This is a genomic window from Paenibacillus silvestris (assembly GCF_009882985.1).
Classification (GTDB): domain Bacteria; phylum Bacillota; class Bacilli; order Paenibacillales; family NBRC-103111; genus Paenibacillus_E; species Paenibacillus_E silvestris.
Window position 1 is genome coordinate 867,637 of the sequence record NZ_WTUZ01000010.1, and the last position, 16,703, is coordinate 884,339.

At 47.1% G+C, this 16,703-nt stretch carries 15 protein-coding genes; 1 reads left to right on the forward strand and 14 read right to left on the reverse strand.

Translation table 11 applies throughout. The features are described from left to right. Positions 1–11: 11 nt before the first annotated feature. Positions 12–872, reverse strand: a complete 861-nt coding sequence (locus tag GQF01_RS07480; protein ID WP_161406154.1) for a DUF421 domain-containing protein — start codon at positions 870–872, stop codon at positions 12–14. A 198-nt stretch (positions 873–1,070) separates the two neighbouring features. On the opposite strand from GQF01_RS07480, the gene GQF01_RS07485 reads away from it, so the two are divergent. Then, positions 1,071–1,277, forward strand: a complete 207-nt coding sequence (locus GQF01_RS07485) for a DUF1657 domain-containing protein (RefSeq protein ID WP_161406155.1) — start codon at positions 1,071–1,073, stop codon at positions 1,275–1,277. Between the two features lie 196 nt (positions 1,278–1,473). On the opposite strand, the gene GQF01_RS07490 is transcribed toward GQF01_RS07485, so the two are convergent. The 13 genes from GQF01_RS07490 to GQF01_RS07550 all read right to left on the reverse strand — a co-directional run bounded on the left by GQF01_RS07490 (position 1,474) and on the right by GQF01_RS07550 (position 16,665). Next, positions 1,474–1,611 carry an N-acetylmuramoyl-L-alanine amidase gene (locus GQF01_RS07490; protein ID WP_161406156.1) on the reverse strand — a complete coding sequence of 46 codons (138 nt, stop codon included), beginning with the start codon at positions 1,609–1,611 and terminating at the stop codon, positions 1,474–1,476. Positions 1,612–1,637: 26 nt separating this feature from the next. Further along, positions 1,638–2,399: a C1 family peptidase gene (locus tag GQF01_RS07495; RefSeq protein ID WP_161406157.1), complete on the reverse strand. Its 762-nt coding sequence runs from the start codon at positions 2,397–2,399 to the stop codon at positions 1,638–1,640. Between the two features lie 112 nt (positions 2,400–2,511). Beyond that, a complete protein-coding gene (locus GQF01_RS07500; protein WP_161406158.1) occupies positions 2,512–3,480 on the reverse strand; it encodes a glycosyltransferase family 4 protein in 969 nt (322 codons plus the stop codon). 206 nt (positions 3,481–3,686) lie between these two features. Next, positions 3,687–3,857, reverse strand: coding sequence for a hypothetical protein (locus tag GQF01_RS07505; protein ID WP_161406159.1), 171 nt, complete (start codon positions 3,855–3,857; stop codon positions 3,687–3,689). A 132-nt stretch (positions 3,858–3,989) separates the two neighbouring features. Beyond that, positions 3,990–5,108 (reverse strand): rhamnogalacturonan acetylesterase, encoded by a 1,119-nt coding sequence (locus tag GQF01_RS07510; RefSeq protein WP_161406466.1) that lies wholly within the window; start codon positions 5,106–5,108, stop codon positions 3,990–3,992. 12 nt (positions 5,109–5,120) lie between these two features. Then, entirely contained in the window at positions 5,121–6,146 is a 1,026-nt protein-coding gene (locus tag GQF01_RS07515) for a glycoside hydrolase family 88/105 protein (RefSeq protein WP_161406160.1), read from the reverse strand. 53 nt (positions 6,147–6,199) lie between these two features. After that, complete coding sequence (locus GQF01_RS07520) at positions 6,200–7,024, reverse strand: carbohydrate ABC transporter permease (RefSeq protein WP_407945398.1); 825 nt, start codon at positions 7,022–7,024, stop codon at positions 6,200–6,202. 33 nt (positions 7,025–7,057) lie between these two features. Next, positions 7,058–7,945, reverse strand: coding sequence for a carbohydrate ABC transporter permease (locus tag GQF01_RS07525; RefSeq protein ID WP_161406162.1), 888 nt, complete (start codon positions 7,943–7,945; stop codon positions 7,058–7,060). A 101-nt stretch (positions 7,946–8,046) separates the two neighbouring features. Continuing rightward, a complete protein-coding gene (locus GQF01_RS07530; protein ID WP_161406163.1) occupies positions 8,047–9,366 on the reverse strand; it encodes an ABC transporter substrate-binding protein in 1,320 nt (439 codons plus the stop codon). A gap of 113 nt (positions 9,367–9,479) precedes the next feature. Then, positions 9,480–11,033 carry a response regulator transcription factor gene (locus GQF01_RS07535; protein WP_161406164.1) on the reverse strand — a complete coding sequence of 518 codons (1,554 nt, stop codon included), beginning with the start codon at positions 11,031–11,033 and terminating at the stop codon, positions 9,480–9,482. Positions 11,034–11,039: 6 nt separating this feature from the next. Then, positions 11,040–12,809: a sensor histidine kinase gene (locus GQF01_RS07540; protein WP_161406165.1), complete on the reverse strand. Its 1,770-nt coding sequence runs from the start codon at positions 12,807–12,809 to the stop codon at positions 11,040–11,042. Between the two features lie 127 nt (positions 12,810–12,936). Next, complete coding sequence (locus GQF01_RS07545; RefSeq protein WP_161406467.1) at positions 12,937–14,976, reverse strand: beta-galactosidase; 2,040 nt, start codon at positions 14,974–14,976, stop codon at positions 12,937–12,939. Positions 14,977–15,108: 132 nt separating this feature from the next. Next, on the reverse strand, positions 15,109–16,665 hold the full coding sequence (locus tag GQF01_RS07550) for an ABC transporter substrate-binding protein (RefSeq protein WP_235959074.1): 1,557 nt from the start codon (positions 16,663–16,665) through the stop codon (positions 15,109–15,111). Positions 16,666–16,703 lie beyond the last annotated feature (38 nt).

Here is a 16,703-nt window from a genome sequence, read left to right on the forward strand (position 1 = left end):
CTCCTGCTTAATTAGGATCTTAACAGGGTATGAAGATCCTGAATGACCTTCGTCATCATCACGGAACAATCTTGATACATCTTTTTGGCATCAGGATGGTTCGTTGTTAAGGAATACAGCTCCAGATCCGCTTCGCATTTCTTCAGAGTTGCTAGAAGAGCTGGTCTTTCGCTCGGCTGAGGCACTTGCAGCTTGTCATCATAGAGATCAACGGTGAATTCCCCATTGGTGTCCACTTGGCCAAGAAACACATTTTCTTTCGTTACTCCTAGCTTATCCAGTTCCGTTTGCAGCCATCCCATTCCTTTGCCTGCTGCAGCCAAGGGCTCCTTTTGGATCACACCATCCATAATGACCGTCTGGGTCGGTTTTTCTGTTCCGAGCTTCATCCCTAGATGTTTGGGCGTCAGAGGCTGCATCTCACTTTTGAGCAAAACACTCAGATCACCGCTGGATTCGAGCATCGCAAACTCCACATCCGCCAGCCGGAATACACTTTTTGTCCGGAGCTGCTCGAGAAGCTCGTCCCCTGTATATCTTTCTTTTTTCAAATTATCCTCAAGAACCTTCCCATCTTTGATGAGCACTGTGCCTTTGCCCTCAAACCACATGCGCAGCGTTTTGCTCTTGAGTGTCAGCAGCTCCAATATAAAAGGCACAAGACACCATACTAATATGGCGATAATCCCATGCATGAAGTTGCTTTCTACATCTGTTGAAATGACACCCGCCAAGTCACCAAGCGTGATTCCAATCACATATTCGAAGAAAGTCAACTGAGATATTTGTTTTTTCCCAAGGATTCGTGTCAGTACAAACAAAATAACTAGCGCGCTGAACGCTCTAATAATGATATGTACCCAATCTGCCATGGGCCTGTTCCCCTCTCCTTCGTAGTGCTCCAAACAAAGTCATTATGTGCAAAATAAGCGAGTGCTATCATTGAATTGGTTTGTATTTAATTGTCAATTATGAGAAAGAAGAGACAGGGCATATTAATGATCGCAAACAAGTGAAATCATGATGTTCTCTTGGGTTGCAATCCAAATTCAAATGAAGAGGTGTCTACCATGACTGTAGCTGCTCAAGTAAAAACAACACTAGCCTCCCTCAAAAGCGCGCAAGCCAGCCTAGAGACCTTTGCGTTAAGCACAGAGAATCAAGAAGCTAAACAGCTGTATGAAACAGCCGCGATGGCCGCGCAAGACATCGTGAATCAAGTTTCCTCCAGGGTGCAGCAATTGGAGAACGAAGAACCACAATACAAAGGCTTCTAATTGAAGCACAAAAACAGCCGATACTCACGAGAACGAGTTCTCGTGTACCGGCTGTTTTTGCTTTTAATCCTTTTAATACATCATGAGGAGAATTAGCGTAAGAAGGACAAAAAGCACTAATATCAGCAATTTGAGGTTATCTTCTTTTGGCATGCGAGCCGCCCCTTGTTTCAGATCATTTCGGATAAAATTGTTGCTATTGTGTTGGTTGGTTAGAAGCTTTCCTCAATTCATTCGCTAACCGGTGAAATTCTTCTCTTGCTTGCGGATCTTCTGTTGCCATGTAGGCCGCAGATAAAAAGGCAATGATTTTATTAGCGTCTTCAACACTCACTGCTTAATCCCTCCTAGAAGCACACGCTATTTGCCGGTCCAATAATCAAAGGTGAGAAGATTACTTTTGAAGAACGAATAGGGCAAATAACAGTAGCCTTGGTCACCCCAGCCTTTTCCCCAAGAGTTTCGGGCGATCACCACACCCTGTCCCTTCTTCTTGCCATCCCTATACCCAACAGCCAGCATGGCGTGCCCGCCCAGCAGCATTTCTTTTTTACGGTCTGGATACGGAACCCGTCCGGTCTTGAGAACAGCTAGGCTTTCGAAGGAAGCATATAAATAGATCCCGAAAACAACTGGCTGACCATCCGCCAAAGCCGCTTTGATTCCTGCCAGATCATGAATACGATGATAGCTGCCGATCCGATAATTCCCTGCCGTTTGCTCAGCCTCAGCATCAGGCTTCTCTTTAAATTTGGCAATTTGGTAAGGCCATTCGCTTTCCGGGCAAACACCGGTTTTCTGAAGCACTTTCATACCGTCGCGGACTGTTGCGCCAGAGTCCCTGTTTACCGTGCCTTCTAGCTGTCTCTCATGCCAGTAATGAAAAAGCCGGGATAACCGAAGCGATGAATCGCTTTCCTGACGAAGCCAATATTCACGCAGTCCGCTTACAATGGCATTGGACGTGCAAGAACCTAAATTCCCTTGATTGACAATTGGAGAAAGCTTACTCCGTAAGTCGACTCTGCGGGGCAGCTGAGATTCACGAACATAATTGACGCTTCGGTAAAAATAGTCACGAAAGTCACGTTGATCTCGCTTTACCGTTAACTTCCTTCTCATCTGTTTTCCTCCCCATTGCCCGTTTGTGGAATTGTACTCCAGTGTATTCACCCATAGGCAGGAGCGTGCAAAAAGCGCATACCCTTAGGGCATGCGCGCGTGGCAAATCTAATTATTTTTTCATCGCTTTCTGATAAATAGCTAAGTATCTGCTCGTCATAAGGGATGTGGCAAACCGCCTGATCACATAACTGCGAAGCGCAGCAGGATCGGGGTAGCGCCCTTGCTTAACTTTGGCAATCATTTCGGGAACGGAGCGGCATATCAGCTCAGGGAACCCCGCCATGACCTCTGGGACGGCGCCACGATTTAAAGCAAGCACAGGCGTACCGCACACCATCGCTTCAATCATAACAAGCCCAAAGGGTTCTTCCCAGACCGTAGGAAATAAGAGACAAGCTGCGTATTTGAGCAGCTTTTGTTTTCTTTTGCCCCCGACAGGACCTACGAATTTAATATTAGGATTGTTCTGAATACGAGGCATGATTTCCTTGCGAAACAAGGCTTGATCCTTAATTGGACCGGCGATGATCAGCTTGCGGTTTGTTTTCTCCGCGATTTCGATGGCATGCAGAACTCCTTTTTCCCGTAAAATTCGTCCCATGAACACCATGATGTTGCTTTTCCTTGTACTGAACTCATACTCACTTGGATTAATGCCATTATAGACGAAGTCCCCTCGATTATTGCCCATCACTGTTTTCGCTCGTTTAGAAACATATACCGGGTGCTTCACGCGTTGTTTCACAGGAAGATGCATCGTGCAAACCGTTGGAATGCTCAGCTTTCGAATCCCTAGAGCAGAAGTGAATGTGTGATCATGGATGACATCTACGTCTGGCGGCATATTTCGCAAAACATAACTGGCGATCCCCTGATCACGAAGACCCATCGGAAAAGGAACCAATTTAGCGCTTGTCCGACTGCCTTGCGTCGCGAAAATCGTCACCTGGTGGCCTCTTTGCACAAGACTTTCGGTCAGTTCATGAACAATCTTCTCTGTCCCTCCCTGATTCGTAGGCGGCAGCTTCTGAGCATCCGGAAAATTAGAAATCACTTGAACAATATGAAGACGTTTCATTCGTATATCCCTCCGTTATGCGCAAGTAGCCAGTTTCGAATCTCCAAACCTATCACCATCTCTTCGTAAGGACTATGCTTTATGTTTAAAATATGCAAGACTCGTATAAATGCTACAGACTTGTATCGCTTTCAAGTAAAATGGACTGGATAGCAGCGGATAGAGAGCTCCCGTATGGCTTAGTTGGAACTACAGGGCGTTATTTCTCAAAAAACGCCTGTTTTCCGGGTGGAACTGGAACTGTGGTCCGCTATTTCGCCGATTTCGACCGAAATAGCTGTCACGGCGGTCGGATAAGACCCTGTAGTTCCGCTCCCTCGCGGAAATTGCACCATGTCCTCGAAATAGAGGACCGCAGTTCCTCTATGATCTGCCATTGTGGAATTCTCCACTAGCCTGCGTCTGTCAGAATTATTTCCCAGAAAATAACGAATTCCACCTAAACACAAAGAACCAGGCAAACCACGTCTTCTCAGACGGGTCCACCTGGTTCCAAGCTCATCCAACGCTTATCGAAGATAGCGCCAAAGTGGCTGTATTTGCTGCTTGCGGATACAGGAAACGACTAATTCGGCGATCGCGATGCCGCCTTTTTCTTGGAAATGCGTGTTATCCTCAGCCCCTTTTGGGAAATTAGGAAACTCCCCGGGCCAAGCCCACATGAACAAGGATTTGGTCTCCTCAGGACCCAGCGTCTCAAACAATTGCTTGCTTTCTTCCGCCAAATCAATAAGAATAACGTCCGCCTCTTCCGCCAACTGCTTCATCGCCGTAAGGTAGTCACCGTGCGTGTCGGTGATTTGACCCGCTCCATCAAAAAATCTCCGCTGCACAGGCGTAACTAGAATTGGCACAGCGCCCCGCGTCCGAGCTTCCTGAATATAGATCATTAGATGCTCTTTATACGTTGTAAATGGTGACGTCGCACGCTCCTCGTCCAGCTTTTGATCGTTATGCCCAAATTGAATGAACAAGTAATCATTCGCTGTCATCGCATCAAGAATCGGCGCAAAACTCCCTTCATTCAGAAAGCTCTTGGAACTGCGTCCTGACAGCGCATAATTCGCCACCGCAGCATCGGCTTTGATGAAAAGCGGGAGCATCTGCCCCCAGCCTGTGTAGGGATATCCATCCTGCGGCTGATCCGTTACGGTGGAGTCGCCAACCAAATACAAAGTAGCCGCTTGAGGCGCCGAAATGATCTCTAACGCGTTAATACGAGGTGCAACGCCCGAGAAAGCAAGCCTTAATTGTCCATCTGTTACATGGACGCTAAAGCTGTTAGACACGAATTCGCCCGCTGCCGTTTGGCATTCCGACAGTAGTAGCCTTCCCTGTCCTACCTTCAAACCCGTTGCAGTCGCTGTAATCAGGTCCCCCATGAGCGTATGAATCGTATAATTGCCATTCGGCAAATCAACGATGAACACAGCGCGGGCGGGAATGCAAAAGTCTTGACGAAGCGCTCCCGATCTACCGCGATCTCTCTCATATACCTCAGAGCCTGCCACAAAGCCAAAGCCCCCGCCACTACTCTCATGATAGAAAGAATCATGGCTAATTTTCGTATAACCCTCTTTCGCACCACTTTGCTCAGGACCAAAATCAAATTTCATATGGATGTTCATCATGTTTAACCTCTACCAGTCCTTGCGGTTAAGCAAGGAAGATAAGAAGATGAGTCCCAGACCTTGACCCCATCCCTGAATTCGTTTGTAAGGAACCCCTTTGTAGCCCTCATTATCCCGCATGACCGCTGTGCCAGCAGATACGCCTGCAACAGTACCGTCCTCTGTGATGCGCGCAAGAATACCCTTAATCGACTTGTTTGTATATTTATTGTATAGCGGACCTGCACCAATCAGTGCCGCCGCGATACCAGCCGAACCGGATGTTTCCAAATACGCATCCTTATCCGTCAGAACGGTATGCCATAACCCGCTTTCATCCTGCAAACGCACGAGTGCGCTTAATTGATCACGCAAAGAACCTTCAATAATCATAAAAGAGGGATGCGTCACATGGACGAGTCTCAATGCCCTCGCCATCGTAATGGCCGCCCATGAATTGCCGCGTGCCCAATAGATGCCTGACATGTGATTTTGCGCCAGATTATCCCACCCGTGGTAATACAAGTTCGTTGCCGCATCCTGCAGCACATTTTCATGACCGTGGTATTGTTTCAAGCCATCCTCGAAGTAATCCTCACGATTCAGCATCGAGCCGATACGCACTAGGAAATAACCCGCCATGAACATCGTATCCACCCATGCCTGCTCGGGGAAATTGTACGTCTCCGAGTTCACCGTATGCTGGAAAATGCCCTCTCCAAACCGCTCCGCCTCATGCTTCAGAAAGTCCGCCATTTGCGTTGCGATTTCTATATAGCGCTCTTCCCCAGTTTCCTTGTACAAGGTTAACAAAGAGTGACCGATCGAGATGCCGTTAACGGACAGCTTGGGCAGCCCATCCTCCAGCTTCTCATCCACCCATTCTTTTAACAGATGAAGATACTCTTTATTGCCTGTCGCTTCATAAGCTTCACTCACACCGTAGAAAGCTACGCCACCCGGCCAATCCCAATTAAAGTCCATACGGAACGTTCTATGCACAACGCGGTCAATGACTTGACGAATTTCATCTGGATCGAATTGTAAAGCTGGCATCTCTTCATTTCCTCCCTGTAGACGGTTATTCATTAAGTGAGTGCTCATGCTCGTTACCCTTTCAAGCCGCTCGTCGATATTCCATCAACAATGTATTTCTGGAAAATCATGAACACAACGAAGATCGGGACTAAGGATAGCGTCGACATGGCGAACATGCCGCCCCAGTTATTTAAGGACTCACTGTCCAAGAAAAGCTTTAGAGCTAATGATACCGGGTAAAGCTCAGCATTATTTAAATAGAGCAGCGGCGTGTAGAAATCGTCCCATCTCCAGTAGAAGGAGAAGATTGCCGATGTCACGAGAGCCGGGACGATAAGTGGAATAATAATTTTGTAGAAAATGCTGTATTTGCTGCAGCCATCCATCTTTGCGGCTTCATCAAGCTCAGGCGGAATCGTGCGGATAAATTGCATAATTAGAAAAATAAAGAACGGAATTCCGAAAAACTGCGGCACAATAATCGGTTTAAAGCTCGATAACCAGCCGATTTTGGCGAATAAAATGTACTGCGAAATAATGGTTACATCTTGCGGCAGCAGCAGCGTCAGCATCACCATGGCGAACCAGAACTTACTCCCGGCAAACTTGATGCGAGCGAAGCCGTATCCAACAACAGCGGATGAAGCTACGGCGCCGATGGTCGAAAGAATGACGATAATGAAGCTATTTTTCATGAAGGTTGCAAACGTAATGCCTGCAAATCCCTTCCAACCGGACACATAGTTGCCCCACTCCAGCCTGCTGGGGATCAGAGAGGTAGCTGTTGTATAGATCTCCTCATTTGGCTTAAAAGAGCTGGCGACCAGCCAGAGAATCGGATAAATCGCTGTAAGCGCGATAAGGCAGACGACTAAATGATAGAGCACTGTTTTCATATTTTTCGCTCGAAAAACCATGTCAGATCCCTCCTAGCTCTCGTAATGAACCCAATATTTTGATGTTTTGAAAATAACCAAGGTGATGAGCCCGATTAAGATGAGCATGAACCAAGCCATTGCTGAGGCATAGCCCATTTCAAAGAAAACAAATGCCCGGTGGAATAAATACAGCGAATATAGCAGTGTATTATTAAGCGGTCCGCCTTCACCATTCGAAATGATATAAGCCGGCGTGAAGGTTAAGAAGCCCGAAATCGTTTGCAGAATGAGATTAAACAAGATGATTGGACTTAACAAGGGCAGTGTGATGTGAAAAAATTTGCGAACAGGTCCCGCTCCATCCACGCTTGCCGCCTCGTAGTAAGTGCCTGGGATGTTTTTGAGCCCCGCAAGAAAGATAAGCATCGAAGAACCGAACTGCCAGACGGACAATAGCACCAATGTACCAAGCGCCGTAGCCGGCAAGCCAATCCAAGAGGTCGTGGTATGGATACCTATGCTGCCCAGGAAGGCATTGATCAGCCCTTTGTCCCCAAAAATTTGACGCCACATGATAGATACGGCTACGCTTCCGCCAATGAGCGAAGGTAAGTAATACGTAGCCCGGTATAACCCTATTCCTCTTGCAGCTCGATTGAGCAGCATGGCTACCAATAACGCGATGATTAGACGCATCGGAACGGATGTGAGCACGTAGGTTAGCGTCACACGAATCGAATCTATGATTTTGTCATCATTCGTGAACATCTTCTCGTAATTCGAAAATCCTACCCATCGCGGCGCAGACAATAAATCATACTCCGTGAATGAGAAGTAGAGCGATGAAAACATGGGAAACAGCGTGAAGATCAAAAATCCAAGAATGAAAGGTGAGACAAACACATAGCCGACTATGTGATCATTTTCACGTAGTTTCATAATTCCACTCCTTTATGCTTGTCATTTTCTGTGTATTTGGAAGGGCGACTGCTAGAGCGTCACCCTTTTATACATGTACAGCGTGTCGTATTCATCCAGGTTCATTTCTTATTTTTAGCTAAAATGGCGTTGGCTTCACTCATGAATTTGGCAGCTGCCTCTTCCACCGTGATCTTGCGAAACAGGATTTGCTCTTGCATATCACGGAGCAGCCTGCTAACCTCTGCTGACCCGATCGGATCAGGCGGATCCATAGGACTACTGTTCTTCTCCACCCAAGTCACATAATCGTACACTTTCAATTCTTCTTCAGAGAGCGTTGGCTTCAACGCGTCCTTGACCTTCGAGGAAATAGGAATTCCCCGATCGCCTTTGATCAGTTTATTGGCCTCCAAATCATTGAGAAACCATGAGATGAATTTGGCCGCTTCGCTCTTTTGCTTGGAGCTTTTGGCGATGGAGAACAGCATGGTGGGCTTCAAGTACAGCCCTAGTTTCCCATTCGGTCCCGGCAGTCCGGTTAAATTAAGAGGTTTCCTGGCGGCTTCCTGCAGCGACGTGAATTGATTCGACCACGCCATCGTCATGAAACCGTCTCCAAGAGCAATCGGATTCTCCTCGGGCGTCAGCTTGGACAATGACTCTTTGCCCCAGTCACGCATATAGCCCGCCTCGTACCACTGAAGATACATGGTGAAGTAATCTATAAAATATCGCGGATCGCTAAATCCAAGACTCGTACCATCCTGGCTAAAATAGTGCTGATCTTGCGTGCGCAGATAATAAGGAAAAAACTGATCGAAGCGCATGTGATCGAGCACTTTGCCTTTTGCCTTCATCTGCTTGGCGATTTGCTCCAAATCAGACCAAGTCCAGCTCTTCGGGATGGCAGATACCCCTGCCTCCTTCAGCATCGCTGCATCGTAGGTGGTACCCATCGCATTCACACCTAACGGTATGCCGTATAACTTCCCGTCGACTCGTCCGGAATCAATTGTCTCGGGCGATGCTAATCGCACATCGATCGTGCCATTATTCGCCAGCTCAGACAGGTCTTCCAATTGATCCTTCGTCGCATATTGGGTCAGATACGAGATATCCATCTGGATAATATCGGGCAATTGATTGGCCGCCGCTTGCGGAGCTAGCTTCTTCCAGAAATCATCAAAGCCGGCATATTCCGTATCAATTTTCACGTTCGGGTTCAGCTCCTGATACATGGCAATCAGCTTCAACGTGTAATCATGTCTCGATTGACCGCCCCACCAGGCAATTCGCAGCTTAACTTCTTGCTTGGCGCTGCTATTCTCAGTCTCAATGGTCCTCGGGTTTCCATCCGTAGATGGCTGTTTCGCGCTGCATCCTATTAGGGAGAACATCATGGGAATTAGAAGCATGGCTGGGAATAGTCTGCGTTTCATTGTTAGCGTCCTCCTGTGTACCCTGCGCCCCACAACTCTTATTATGGGCTTGCAGGAGCAAAAGTTGAATCTAATTTACCGCGTTAAATGTTCAAAAAACAGTGAATACGAGGCTACAAGGTCAGCTTCTTGTACTCGGAAGGAGCGCAGCCAGCAATCTTCTTGAACACCTGCGAAAAGTACTGCGGGTTATCGCCGAAGCCTAATTGCTCAGCTAGCTCGAACATTTTGACATCATCATTCGATTTAATAAGCTCCATGGCTTTGCGGATCCTCACTGTGACGACGTAGTTAGAGAAGCGCTCGCCCGTTTCTTTTTTGAACAATTTCCCCAAATAATCCGGGTTCATATACAGCATTTTGTGCGCTACCCAGTTGAGCGACAGCTCGGCGTTCGAAAGCTCCGCATTCACAATATCGATCACTTTCTGAATGACCTGGGAATGCTTGTTTCTGTTCTGTTCGAAAATCACGTGTGTAATTTCAGAAGCAGTTTGCTTCAGCAGTTGGATGCTGGCCTGCAGGGTTTCCAGCTGTGAAATATGGCCAATCAGCCCCATATATTGGTGCATTTGCGGTTCTGCACATAATCTTGTCATGGAAATAAAGCTTTGAATCACATACGATTTCGTCGTCTGAATATCTAATCGGGAGTTCACAAGAAGAACTTGAAACGCTTCAATACTCGCTTCAGCTTCTTCCCAATTTCCTGCGCGAATCGGAAATAGAATACGATCTTCATCGAAGACAAACTGGGCTTTGCTCGGCTGCGCAGAACCCAGAATGTCGCGCATCGTGATGAGCCCGCCTTCCCCTAAATAGAACCGATGGCTTAAGCAATCAATCGCCTGCAAATAGAGCTTTCTGGCTTCCCCGATTTCCCCAGCTTCACTTAAAGCGGCGGTTGTATCTATTTTGTAATACAGCATAAAAATGCGCCGGATCTCTTCAATTTGCTCCTGCAGCCGCTTCATATCGTCCGTATCCTCGATCATCACCAATATTTGCTCCGCAATAGTCGAACTTAGGAGCGGTTCATCGAGAATATCTTCGGCAATATTTTTCACGGCAAATAAATGCTCATATTCGAACTTGTCCTCCAGCCGGAATAACAACAAACGAACTTTCCTTCCACTGACATGCAGTCCGAATAAATCCTGATAATATTCCCAATCTCGGCTGCCATACGATTTATTCGTCACGAATTCCTTCAAGAATTGCTCTTTGACATGCGGCAGCACCTTCTGTAAATTGGCTTTCATCGACTCGATGAAACCTTCCTTGCTCTCTTCCTGTTTGTACTCAGCAGCAAGTTCACTGAGCGCTTTCAAAATGCTGTTCTCGTTGCACGGCTTCAACAAGTAATGCTTAACGCCATGCTGCATGGCAATTTGCGCATATTCGAATTCATCAAAACCGGAGAGCATTATAAAACGCGTATGGGGATGCGTTTCCTTGACTTTGGCGACTAGCTGCAAGCCGTCCATACCCGGCATCCGAATATCGCTGATGACGATATCGGGCTCGTGCTCACAGACAAAGGCATAGGCTTCTATCCCGTTGCGGGCAGTTCCTATTAGCTCGGTATCGACAGATTTCCAATCCACAATGGATGAAATCCCTTCCAGAATCATCCGTTCATCATCAACCAGTAACACTTTGTACATAGGTCGTTACCCTCTTTTCGTCATCGGTATCCGAATGGTAATACGTGCGCCGCCATCCGTACGATTTTCTACTTGAATGCCAAACTCTTCGCCAAACGATAGCTTAATCCGCTCGTCAATATTTTTCAGACCGATGCCTGTGCCTCTGGATTGGCGTTCGCCCGTCAGGATTTGTTCTAAGTAAGCCTCATCGATACCGGGGCCGTTATCTTCAACGAGCAGAAGAACAGAATCGCCTTCCTCCCGCCCCGTGATGTGGATGATACAGGGTTCGAGCATAACTTCGACCGCATACTTAATTGCATTCTCCAGCAAAGGCTGCAGCGTCAATTTCGGAATGCAATAACCTCTCAAAGCGTCAGGAACGTCCAGTTGAAAGTCAAGCCGCTCCTCAAAGCGAACCTTTTGAATCGTGATATAATGCTGCACCAGCTTCAGCTCGTCTTCGATCGAGATCATATCCTGCTTTAAACTAATGGATGAACGAAGCAGGAAACCAAGCGATTCCACCATTTGCGAAACTTGCTTCTGCCCATTCATCTTAGAAATCCAGTTGATGGATTCCAACGTGTTATACAGAAAATGCGGGTTGATTTGTGCCTGTAAGGATCGGAATTCGGTCTCTTTGATAATGATCTGCTTCGTATAGTTTTCTTTGATCAATTCCTGAATCCGCACAATCATCATGCGGTACGTCCGCTGAAGCAGTCCAACTTCATCCATCTGCTGAGAAATCGGCGCAATCGGCGGAAGCTCGGAATTTTCCAAATCGCCGATTTGAAGCCCTCGCATATTGCTTATTAAGCCTTCGATCGGACGCGTGACGCTTCGCGCAACCGCCATACCGAATCCGACCAGCAGAAAAAAAGAAATAAGGAATGCGGCGATCATCCAATTTTTCATCAGCGTAAGGTTATAGAAAATCGTTTGGAACGGCAGCGTGTTGTAGTACGTCCAGCCCAAATAGTCGGAATGAATATGCGACACGAAATATTTCTCTCCATCCTGTTCGAGAATACGAAATCCCCTCAAGGAAGATCCTATTGGACTGTCTTCGCTTATCAATGATTTCATGCTCACAGATCTCGGGTATACTAAAGTCCCCTTGGAGACAATTATGAGCTCGCCGTCTCGGGTCACAGCTTCTCTGGCATATTGATTCACCATCTTGTCCAAATTGACATGCAGCACCAGGCTGCCGAGCTTCTTGAGCTCCAAATTGTCGGAGGATCGGATTTGCCTCGTCGCAATGAGGCTGTAATCCTGCGCATCCGGATTCACCCAACCCAAGCTGCCCGCTCCGCGATCCGATGTTTCTTGGATCAGCTCTTTCCGCTCCGGAGAAAGCGTTGTCAAATTTCCACTGGAGTAGCTGTTTCCATTCACATCGGTAATATCAGCCGCTGAAATATACGTCTCTGAGTTGATATACTGCACTAACCGGTCTACGAGCTTGGCGCGGGATTGAATGCGGATATAATCCGATTCATTCGAATTCATCACAATCAGATGCTGCTGAATCTGCTCATCCGACATGATGCTGAACGTCAGCCGCTCCACTTTATTCAGTTCATTCTCAATCAACGTAGAGGAAAGATTCAGAACTTGTGACGATTTCTCGTAAATTTGCTGATCATACATCGAAAAGCCGATCTGTAAGCCTACGAGTGAAATGCTTGAGCTAACAGCCATCGTAATGGTAATAAGCAGAAACAGCTTCGCTTTGATCCGCATATTGCGGATTTCATCGAACCAGAGGCGGAAGCCCGTCTTCATGTAAGGTCACCACTTTTCTTCCTATGTAAGGTCTTGTTGCACTGATTCTTCGCGGTTGATGGTGTCATTCCCTTTAACTCTATAAAAAAAGAGTGCTGGGATTAATTCCCAACACCCAATTAATTGTCTACACCTTGCTTCGTTTCAGAACTCTCACCCCGTATGGCTGAAGCACTAGGCTTGAGCTGACGGCGCCAGAACCAGCTGTGCCATCAACAGCAAGCATATCCGAATAGGTACGTTCATCGAGCATAATCACCTGATCTTGGTCACTGAAATTCATCAAGAAAATGAATTCACTATCGCCATCTGTTCGAATTTGCGCTGTAACCTCGTGAGGCAGATCCGTTCGTAAAGCTGGCTCGATATTCGCCTCTTTTATAAGCTGCTTATAGAAGCTGCTCTGGAACGATTGCTCTGCGCGAGCTGCGATATAGTACGCTTTTCCTTGCCCAAATTGATTAACCGTCAGGGCTGGCCTGCCCGCATAGAAGTCATCCCCATAGACTGCAAGGGCCTCTGCCCCTTCCAAGTGGATCAGCTCGCACAGCTCTCGTACTTTAAAGGACCCTGTGAGTTCTAGCGAGTTCCCTTCCGAGCAGATGATTTGATTTTCATCATGATCATAAAGCCCATCAATCTCTTCTGACCAAATGCCGAGCGTTTGACGAAGCGGCCCTGGGAACCCGCCAAGGAAGCACAAATCGTTCTCGTCTACGATCCCTGACCAGTATGTAGCTACGAAAGTACCGCCGCCAGCAACGAATTGCTCAATCCGCTCTCCGACGCCCGGGCGAACCATATAAAGCATTGGAGCAACAACGAGCTTGTATTTGCTAAAATCGCCAGTCATATCAATGACATCAACAGGAACTCCCTGATCCCAGAAAGCTTGATAATGACTTAGTACCGTCTGCTCATAGTTGATTCCCATGTTGCGCGGACCTTGTGAATCTTTAACGGCCCAACGATTCTCCCAATCGAAAATAATCGCGGTTTCCGCTGGAACTGTCGTCCCTAGGACTTCCGTCAACTTCTCAAGGTGGCCGCCAAGCTCTGCAACATCGCGAAATACGCGAGTGTGCTCGTGCCCGACATGATCAACAACAGCGCCATGAAGCTTCTCGCTGGCGCCTCTGCTTTTACGCCACTGGAAATATTGAACCGAATCAGAGCCGTGAGCGACAGCCTGCAAAGAGGATAGCAGATGCATGCCCGGTCTCTTCAATTTGGAAACAGGCTGCCAATTCGTTAAGCTCGGCGTGCTTTCCATCAGCAGAAACGGTTGTCCGCCTCGCAAGGAACGGAACATGTCATGATTGAGCGAGAACCAGGCTGCCAGGCTGCTTTGATCCTTCGCATGATGCCAAGTCGGATATGCATCCCATGAGATCACATCCAGCACATCCGTGAATTTCCAGTAGTTCAATCCTTCGTAAGCGTCCATGAGATTGGCTGTAACTGGAAGCTCTGGGTTGATAGCTTTCAGTGGTGCGATTTCATGACGGCAGAAATCAACGGTCTGGTCTGTCACGAAGCGCTTCCAATCCAGATTCATGCCATGCACAAGCTTCTCGCCGTGTGGTGCCGGAGATTCGATCTGCGACCAGCTTGTATAGGTATGGCTCCAGAAGCTTGTCCACCATGCCATGTTCAGCGCATCAAGCGTTCCATACTTGCTTTGCAGCCACCCGCGAAATGCGTCCTGGCAATAGTCGCAATGGCAATCATCGCTATATTCATTGGAGATATGCCAACCTACAACAGCTGGATGCTGCGAGTACCGTTCAGCTAATTTCTGATTCATCAGCGCTACTTTGTCACGATACACGGGAGATGTATAACAATGATTATGGCGCGCACCGAAGAGATTGCGCACGCGATTAGCGCCAACACGCAGTACTTCCGGGTATTTCTCCGCCATCCATGCCGGTCTTGCCCCGCTTGGCGTTGCCAGCCAGGCGTAGATGCCGTTCTCGGCAAAGGCATTCAGCACACGGTCCAACCATTCGAAGGTAAACACGCCTTCTTCCGGTTCAAGAGCGGACCAGCCAAAAATGCCGATAGCCATTACATTACATTTGGCAAGTTTCATTAAACGAATATCTTCTTCAAGCACCTTAGGATCATGCTGCCATTGATCTGGATTGTAATCGGCGCCATGCATGAATACAGGCAGCTTCGGACTAACCGGCGGATATTTGTGTGACAAGCTGTTCACCTCTTGGATATTTTTGGATTTCGACCTGTAAAAGCCAATTTCCGCCTCCTGATGCCAGGAAGCGGAACAATCATTGACTTATTTTTTTCCAATCAAAGGATTGGCTTGGTTCTGCATTTCTGCCACGATCTTATCAATGCCAGCCTGCTTCAGCTTATCATTGAATATTTTCAAGCCATGTGCTGCATCATTCGGATCAACTAAACCATAGAACAACGGCTTACCATAAGTATCCATCACATTGCTTACTGCTGCAACCTCATTTTTCACCTTGCTATCATCAAAGGTAAACGTTTCTAACGGATGATTCACCGTTACCGTTTTCTTCCAGTTTTCAGTGAATTTCTGCGTTTCAGCGGCAACTGTGGAATCTAGGCGCTCATGCAAGGAGTTCCAACCCCATGGATCCGTACCGGACGGCGGGAAATCAGCAGAAGCTGGCAGCGGTTTGAATTGATCGTTACCCACTGGCTCATAGTGCTTGCCTTTGATGCCATAGTTCGTAAGGTCATGAATTTCAGGATCATAACGAAGCAAATCAATCGCCATTAAACCACGTTCGTAATTCTTGGAACCAGCGTGAATAGACATTCCGTTATTGATAAATGGATTAGATAGACGCTTTTTGTCTGCACTCAAATCATATAATTCTACTTTCCAGTCTGGATGCGTGGTTTGCATTTCAGATTTGGTACGCAGCAATGTTCCTAAGTTCCACTCAACGGAAGCTAATTTACCGTCTTTGAATGCTTGGGTTTTATCCACTTTGTTGGCAATGGCGTCTCTGGACCAGGCACCTGCTTTTTGTGTTTCATTCATTTTCTTAGCAAACTCAGCAAATTCCGGTGTGTCAACATAATTGAATAATTTACTGGATGGATCCGTCACTTTATACGTGACTGGCAGCTGCGGCACGACGAAGTTCCACTCATTTGGTTGAATCAATTCTACGGCATTGAATTCACTGACGCCAATACTTGGTTTGAAATCTTTTTCTTTCTCAGCAATCGTTTTCATGTAAGTTACGTAGTCATCGTACGTTTTTAGCTCAGGCAGATTGTATTTCTGGCGCAAATCTCCGCGAATGCCAACGATATGATAGCTGTATTCGAAATTATTTTGCGGAACCATATAAATTTTACCGTTGATTTTCGCCTGCTCCCACGCTACTTTGGGCTCTTCGGCCCACGTTTTCGGAGCGAATTTCTTAATCATATCTTCCGTTAATTCCATGAAGCCATTTTTGGTAGCCTGCTGCGCATAGTAGGACCAAGTGGCTGAGAACACGAGATCGAAGTCTTCATTCGCTGCAAACATGAGCGGATATTTCTGCTGATACTCGCCCCAGTCGAGGAAGCTCACATCCAGGGTGGCATTAATTTTCTGCTTCATCAATTTATTGACTTCACCATAAACCTCATCGAACGCTTTGGGTTTAGAGCCGAGTAAAACCATTTTAAGCTTAACTTCCTTGCTCGTATCCAGTCCGTTAGAAGTTGCGGAAGCGCTTGCTTGAGGTGCCGCAGAAGCAGCCGGTGTCGGTGCTGTCTCCTTGGTGCTGCATGCCGTAAGCACGGTCCCCATCACGAAAAGCGATGCCAAACCGAGCTTAGCAAATTTCTTGGATTTTACCATTTTATTCTCCCCTTATGAACAAATGAATACCTATATGA

Bases quoted from the DNA above. Each gene is read 5' to 3' on its own strand.
- GQF01_RS07480 (WP_161406154.1), bottom strand. From the start codon at position 872: ATGGCAGATTGGGTACATATCATTATTAGAGCGTTCAGCGCGCTAGTT.
- GQF01_RS07530 (WP_161406163.1), bottom strand. From the start codon at position 9,366: ATGAAACGCAGACTATTCCCAGCCATGCTTCTAATTCCCATGATGTTC.
- GQF01_RS07505 (WP_161406159.1), bottom strand. From the start codon at position 3,857: ATGGCAGATCATAGAGGAACTGCGGTCCTCTATTTCGAGGACATGGTG.
- GQF01_RS07520 (WP_407945398.1), bottom strand. From the start codon at position 7,024: ATGAAAACAGTGCTCTATCATTTAGTCGTCTGCCTTATCGCGCTTACA.
- GQF01_RS07495 (WP_161406157.1), bottom strand. From the start codon at position 2,399: ATGAGAAGGAAGTTAACGGTAAAGCGAGATCAACGTGACTTTCGTGAC.
- GQF01_RS07510 (WP_161406466.1), bottom strand. From the start codon at position 5,108: ATGAACATCCATATGAAATTTGATTTTGGTCCTGAGCAAAGTGGTGCG.
- GQF01_RS07500 (WP_161406158.1), bottom strand. From the start codon at position 3,480: ATGAAACGTCTTCATATTGTTCAAGTGATTTCTAATTTTCCGGATGCT.
- GQF01_RS07535 (WP_161406164.1), bottom strand. From the start codon at position 11,033: ATGTACAAAGTGTTACTGGTTGATGATGAACGGATGATTCTGGAAGGG.
- GQF01_RS07550 (WP_235959074.1), bottom strand. From the start codon at position 16,665: ATGGTAAAATCCAAGAAATTTGCTAAGCTCGGTTTGGCATCGCTTTTC.
- GQF01_RS07515 (WP_161406160.1), bottom strand. From the start codon at position 6,146: ATGCCAGCTTTACAATTCGATCCAGATGAAATTCGTCAAGTCATTGAC.
- GQF01_RS07525 (WP_161406162.1), bottom strand. From the start codon at position 7,945: ATGAAACTACGTGAAAATGATCACATAGTCGGCTATGTGTTTGTCTCA.
- GQF01_RS07540 (WP_161406165.1), bottom strand. From the start codon at position 12,809: ATGAAGACGGGCTTCCGCCTCTGGTTCGATGAAATCCGCAATATGCGG.
- GQF01_RS07485 (WP_161406155.1), top strand. From the start codon at position 1,071: ATGACTGTAGCTGCTCAAGTAAAAACAACACTAGCCTCCCTCAAAAGC.
- GQF01_RS07545 (WP_161406467.1), bottom strand. From the start codon at position 14,976: ATGCATGGCGCCGATTACAATCCAGATCAATGGCAGCATGATCCTAAG.